Genomic DNA, 6,109 nt, shown 5'->3' on the forward strand with positions numbered 1-6,109 from the left:
AAGCGGCACCGCGGGCGAGCCGCGGCCATCGTTCAGTCCGCGGCCACCACCTGCAGCGACATGTTGTCGGCGCCCACCACCCGCACGCGGGTGCCCTGCGCCAGGTCCGGGCCCTCGGCGGTCCAGAAGGCGTCGCCGATCTTCAGCCGGCCGCGGCCGTCGACGATCGCCTGCTCGAGCACGAACACCTGCCCCACCAGCTGCGCCCCGCGCCGGTTGAGAAGCGGCTGCTGGCTTGGCTTTTCGCGGCCGCGCACGAACTTGACGTAGAGGCCGATCGACGCGAACGACAGCAGGATGAACGCGGTCGCCTGCCACACCGGCGCCAGGTCCGGCACGCCCAGCATCACCAGGAACATCACCGCCGCGGCGAAGCCCAGCCAGAGCAGGAACACGCCCGGCGCCAGCGTCTCCGCCGCCATCAGCACCAGCGCCAGGCTGGCCCAGACGATCAGTGCCGTGCGCATCTCAGCCCCCGATCCGCGGCGGCTGCGGCGGCGCCGGCTTGGGCGCCGGCTTGGCGGGCTGGCCGCCGCCGTGGCCCAGGCCCAGGCTTTCCTTGGCCAGCTCGGCGATGCCGCCGAGCGAGCTGATGATGCCGGTCGATTCCATCGGCATCATCACGAACTTCTGGTTCGGCGCCTCGGCCAGCGCCTTGAACGCCTCGATGTACTTCTGCGCGACGAAGTAGTTGATCGCCTGCACGTTGCCGTTCGCGATCGCGTCCGACACCATCTGGGTCGCCTTGGCCTCGGCCTCGGCCAGGCGCTCGCGCGCCTCGGCGTCGCGGAACGCGGCCTCGCGCTTGCCCTCGGCCTCGAGGATCGCGCCCTGCTTCTCGCCCTCGGCGCGCAGGATCTCGGACGCGCGATGGCCCTCGGCCTCCAGGATGTTGGCGCGCTTCTCGCGCTCGGCCTTCATTTGCCGGGCCATGGCGTCGACCAGGTCGCGCGGCGGCTGGATGTCCTTGAGCTCGATCCGGTTGACCTTGATGCCCCAGGGATGGGTCGCCACGTCGACCACGCTCAACAGCTTGGCGTTGATCTCGTCGCGCTTGGACAGCGACTCGTCCAGGTCCAGCGAGCCGATCGAGGTGCGGATGTTGGTCATCACCAGGGCGATGGTGGCCTGCTCGAGGTTGGAGACCTCGTAGGCGGCCTTCGCCGCATCCAGCACCTGGTAGAAGATCACGCCGTCGACCTTCACCACCGCGTTGTCGCGGGTGATCACGTCCTGCGAAGGCACGTCCAGCACCTGCTCCATCATGTTGACCTTGCGCCCGACGGCCTGGATGACCGGGATCAGGAAGTGCAGGCCCGGCTCCATGGTGTGGGTGTACTTGCCGAAGCGCTCGACGGTCCACTCGAAGCCCTGCGGGACCATGCGCACCGTCTTTACCAGGACGATGACGCCGGCGATCAGGATGATGATGGTCAGGATTTCCACGGTGCGCTGCTCCCCAGGGTCAGGACCGCAGTCTAGGCCGAGGCGGACCCGCTTATTCTTATTGCGAATCATTCTCGCTTGCAGTACCATCCCGGGCAGTCGAAATCCGCCGTCCCGGCCCCCGAACCGAGCCCTGCCCGCCATGTCCCACGCCCTGCGCCTCGCCATTTCCCTGGCCCTGCTGCCCACCGCCGCGCTCGCCTCCGGCGCCCCCGCCCCCGAGCTGGCGCGGCTGGACAGCGTCAACGTGTTTGGCAATGCCGAGGACACCCGCAAGGCCGCCGGTTCCGCCCACTACGTGGACCAGGAGACCCTGGAGCGCTTCAACTACCGCGACATCCACCGCGTGCTGCGCCAGGTCCCGGGCGTCTACCTCGTCGAGGAAGAGGGCTACGGCCTGCGCCCGAACATCGGCATCCGCGGCTCGGGCACCGACCGCAACAGCCGCATCACGGTGATGGAAGACGGCGTGCTGATCGCGCCGGCGCCCTACGCCGCCCCGGCCGCCTACTACTTCCCGACCATGTCGCGCATCGACGCGGTCGAGATCCGCAAGGGCTCGTCGGCGATCCAGGCCGGCCCGCGCACCACCGGCGGCGCGATCAACCTGATCTCGACCCCGATCCCGACCGAAGCCGGCGGCGAGCTCGACCTGTCCTACGGTTCCGACGCCACCGCGCTGGGCCACGCCTGGGCCGGCGCCATGGGTGAGCGCTTCGGTGGCCTGGTCGAGGCCGTGCGCCAGTCCAGCGACGGCTTCAAGCGCATCGACGGCGGCGGCGACGCCGGCTTCGAACTCGAGGACGTGGTCGCCAAGCTGCGCTGGGTCAGCGCGCCCGACGCCGGCGTCTACCAGCAGCTCGACCTCAAGCTGGGCCGCAACACCCAGGACAGCAACGAGACCTACCTGGGCCTGGCCGAGGCCGATTTCCGCGCCGACCCGACCCGCCGCTACGCGGCCTCGCGCCTGGACAACATCCGGACCGAACAGAACCTGTTCGAACTGCGCCACCTCATCGAGCTCGGCGAGGACACCACGCTGAGCACGGTCGCCTACCGCACCGAATTCTCGCGCAACTGGTTCAAGCTCAACGACGTGCTCAACCCCGGCACCGGCGGCTACATCGGCATCGGCGCCGTCCTGGCCGATCCGACCACCTGGGCCGACCAGTACGCCTGGCTGACCGGCGAGGACAGCCCGGATGACGCGCTGCGCCTGCGCAACAACAACCGCAACTACTACGCCCAGGGCCTGCAGACCGTGCTCGGCACCCGCTTCTCGGCCGGCGGCGCCAGCCATGAACTGGAAGTCGGCGTGCGCGTCCACCGCGACCAGGAAGACCGCTACCAGGACGACGACCGCTTCCGCATGCAGGGTGGCCAGCTGGTGCTGACCCGCGACGGCGCGCCCGGCACCCAGGACAACCGCGTCGGCGACGCCGAGGCGCTGTCGCTGTTCGTGCACGACACGATCAGCTTCGGCAAGTGGATCCTGACCCCCGGCGTGCGCTACGAGCGCGTCGACCTGGCCAGCACCCGCTACTCCACCGCCACCGGCCTGCGCGATGGGGTGCTGTCGAAGGTCGAGACCGACGTGGACGAAGTGATCCCCGGCTTCGGCGCCACCTACCTGTTCAGCGATGCGCTGACCCTGTTCGGCAGCGTGCATCGCGGCTTCAATCCGCCGGGCCCGGCCTCGGGCTCGCTGTCGGAGAAGAGCGTCAACGGCGAGTTCGGCCTGCGCTGGAATTCGGGCGTGCTGTCGACGGAACTGGTGGGCTTCGTCAACGATTATTCCAACCTGGTCGGCACCTGCACCGCGTCCAGCGGCGGCAGCTGCAACCTGGGCGACCAGTTCGACGGCGGCGAAGCGCGCGTGAGCGGCCTCGAGGCCAGCCTGTCGTACGACTTCAACGCGGGCGGCGCGGTCGCGGTGCCGTTCTCGCTGGCCTATACCTTCACCCGCGCCGAGTTCCGCAACACCTTTGAATCGGACTTCGAGGAATGGGGCGACGTCACCGACGGCGACCGCCTGCCCTACCTGCCCGAGCACCTGGTGCACGCCGAGCTCGGCCTGGCCGGCGAGCGCTGGCGCGTGGGCGTGGCGGCCAACTACCTCGACGACATGCGCACGTCGGCCGGCACCGGCGCCGGCGAGCGCACCGACTCGGCCCTGGTCTGGGACCTGACCGGCGCCTACCGGCTCAACGACCGCCTCGAACTCTACGGCCGCGTCGAGAACCTGTCGGACGAGACCTACATCGTCGCCCGTCGCCCCGCCGGCGCCCGCCCCGGCCTCCCCCGCAGCGCCTTCATCGGCCTGCGCGCCACCTTCTGACGCCCGCCCCCCCTGTAGGAGGGCCTTCAGGCCCGAATCTTTTCGCCAAAAAGCTTCGGCCCTGACGGCCCTCCGACACTCCCCCAGGCCTTCCGGCAGGCTTTACACCCCCACCCCGCAGGCACACGCTGCCGCCATGCGACGACGCCTGCGACGCTTTCCCCTCCGGCCGCATCCTTGTCCGATGTGAGCCCGACCTCGTCCTTCGCCATCGCCTTGCCCCAAGCCGTGCTCGAGCGCGCCCGGCGCGGCGAAGCGGCGGCCTTCGAGCAGATCTACCGCCTGTTCGAGCGCCCGGTTTTCACCCTGGCGCTGCGCCTGACCGCTGAACGCGAGGCGGCGCAGGACGTGCTGCAGGACACCATGTTCAAGCTCTTCGACCGCCTCGGCGAGTTCCGCGGCGAAGCGCCGTTCTGGGGCTGGCTGCGCCAGATCGCGGTGAACGAAGCACTGATGTACCTGCGCCGCCGCGGCCGCCTGCCGCTGACCGAAGACGTCGTCGAGGCCGAACTCGAAAGCCATGACGCGATGCTGCCGCCCGCCGCCGCCGACGCCGCCCTGCTGGCCCGCGCCCTGGGCCGCATGGCCGAAGCCACCCGCAGCGTGCTGTGGCTCTACCACGCCGAGGGCTACACGCATGAAGAGATCGCCGGCCTGATGGGCCGCACCCCCAGCTTTTCCAAGTCACAGCTCGCCCGCGGCACCCGCAAGCTGCGCGAGCTGCTCAGGATCGAACAGGAGTTGTCCCATGCCTGACGCCCCCGCCCACGACCGCCGCCTGCCGATCGCTGACGCCCTGCAGCGGCTGCCGCTCGAAGCGCCCGATCGCAGCGCCTGGCCGGCACTGCAGCGAAGGATCGCCGCCGCGCACGCGCCGCGGCGCCGCCGCTGGCCGTTCGCGCTGGCCGCCGCGGCCGTGCTCGCACTGGCCGCGCTGCTGCCGGGCCGGCTGTCTCCACCACCGGTCGCCCCGGCCGAGGTCGCGGCGGCGCCGTCGCCCGAGCTGGAGGTCCTGATGGCCGAGTCCGCCCGGCTCGAGCACCTGGTCAGCGCCGTCTCGCCGCGCGCCATGGCCACCGCTAGCGGCACGCTGCTGGACCTGGAGTTCGAGGATCGCCTGCAGCGGATCGACATCGCGCTGTCCGACCCGGCGCTGGGCGCCGACGGTCGAGCCGCCCTCTGGCAGCTGCGCGTGTCGCTGCTGCGCGAATACGCCGGCTTCCAGGGCACCCGCCAATACCTGGCCGCCGACGGCTCCACCGTGGATGGCGCCCTGGTCGCCACGTTCTGACACCGCCCTTCCCATGAGGACCGCACGCATGAAGCTTCGACTGGTTTCACTGATGATCGCCGCCGCGCTGCTGCCGGCGGTGGCGCTGGCCGCCGACGCGCCGTCGTCCGACGCCGCCAAGCGCGCCGAGCTCGAGCGCGCCCGCGCCGAGCTGCAGCGCAGCGCCGAGCGCGTCGCCGAGCTGAGCCGCGAGCTCGGCGAGTCCGACGCCGTGCGCACCTATCGCCACGCCATCGTGATGGGGCCCTCGGGCCGGGCGATCGACGTCGACGACCTGAAGATCGATCTCTCCGGGGCGTTCGACGGCGAGCGGCGCGCCGGCGTCGGCATCGTGATGAGCGCCAACGAGGGCGGCGCCGGCGTGCGCATCGCCGCCGTCACCCCCGACGGCCCGGCCGCGCGCGCCGGCCTGCGCACCGGCGACGTGCTGGTCAGCGTCGACGGCAAGGCCATCGACCAGCGCGGCGAAACCGCGATCGGCCAGGCCCGCGAGCGACTGGGTGAACTCAAGGCCGGCCAGGTGCTGGCGCTGGGCTACACCCGCGACGGCAAGCCCGCGACCGCCAAGGTGACCGTGGCCGACATCGGCCGCCTGATGGTGTTCCAGCGCGGCGACGCGGACGCCGCGCGCGCGATCGCCTTCGAGCGCGCGAAGGGCCGGCCGCTGATCGATCCCGACGTGGCGATCGAAGTCGAACGGCTGCGCACGGCCCCGTGCGCACCCGACAGCGAGGACTGCAGCCTGCCGGTGCTCAGCCAGGCCTTCCGCTGGAGCGGGCTCAACCTCGCTTCGGTGGACGCCAGGCTGGGCCGCTACTTCGGCACCGACCGCGGCGTGCTGGTGCTCAGCGGCGGCGACGGCCTCGAATCGCTCGAGCCCGGCGACGTGATCCAACGCATCGACGGCGACGCCGTCGCCACCCCGCGCGACGCCATGCGCGCCCTGCGCGAGCAGGATGCCGGCGAGCAGGTGAAGGTGGACGTCCTGCGCGACCGCAAGGCCCGCACCGTCAGCGTCACCGTCCCCGAGGCCC

At 71.1% G+C, this 6,109-nt stretch carries 6 protein-coding genes; 4 read left to right on the plus strand and 2 right to left on the minus strand.

The window, feature by feature from the left end:
• Positions 1–32: 32 nt before the first annotated feature.
• A complete protein-coding gene (locus tag VFQ84_RS12845) occupies positions 33–467 on the minus strand; it encodes an NfeD family protein (protein WP_325132033.1) in 435 nt (144 codons plus the stop codon).
• Between the two features lies 1 nt (position 468).
• The gene (locus tag VFQ84_RS12850; protein WP_325132034.1) at positions 469–1,446 is read right to left on the minus strand and encodes an SPFH domain-containing protein; all 978 of its coding nucleotides are present in this window, start codon (positions 1,444–1,446) and stop codon (positions 469–471) included.
• Positions 1,447–1,588: 142 nt separating this feature from the next.
• Between VFQ84_RS12850 and VFQ84_RS12855 the strand changes: the two genes are divergently transcribed.
• The 4 genes from VFQ84_RS12855 to VFQ84_RS12870 all read left to right on the plus strand — a co-directional run.
• Positions 1,589–3,784, plus strand: coding sequence for a TonB-dependent receptor family protein (locus VFQ84_RS12855; protein WP_325132035.1), 2,196 nt, complete (start codon positions 1,589–1,591; stop codon positions 3,782–3,784).
• 186 nt (positions 3,785–3,970) lie between these two features.
• Positions 3,971–4,540: a sigma-70 family RNA polymerase sigma factor gene (locus VFQ84_RS12860; RefSeq protein WP_325132039.1), complete on the plus strand. Its 570-nt coding sequence runs from the start codon at positions 3,971–3,973 to the stop codon at positions 4,538–4,540.
• On the plus strand, positions 4,533–5,075 hold the full coding sequence (locus VFQ84_RS12865) for a hypothetical protein (RefSeq protein WP_325132036.1): 543 nt from the start codon (positions 4,533–4,535) through the stop codon (positions 5,073–5,075). The genes VFQ84_RS12860 and VFQ84_RS12865 overlap by 8 nt, the downstream gene beginning before the upstream one ends.
• Before the next feature lie 28 nt (positions 5,076–5,103).
• The coding region (locus VFQ84_RS12870; protein ID WP_325132037.1) for a PDZ domain-containing protein at positions 5,104–6,109 on the plus strand (1,006 nt) is incomplete at its 3' end.

It is taken from the genome of Arenimonas sp., assembly GCF_035721105.1.
In the GTDB taxonomy this organism is placed as follows: Bacteria; Pseudomonadota; Gammaproteobacteria; order Xanthomonadales; family Xanthomonadaceae; genus Arenimonas.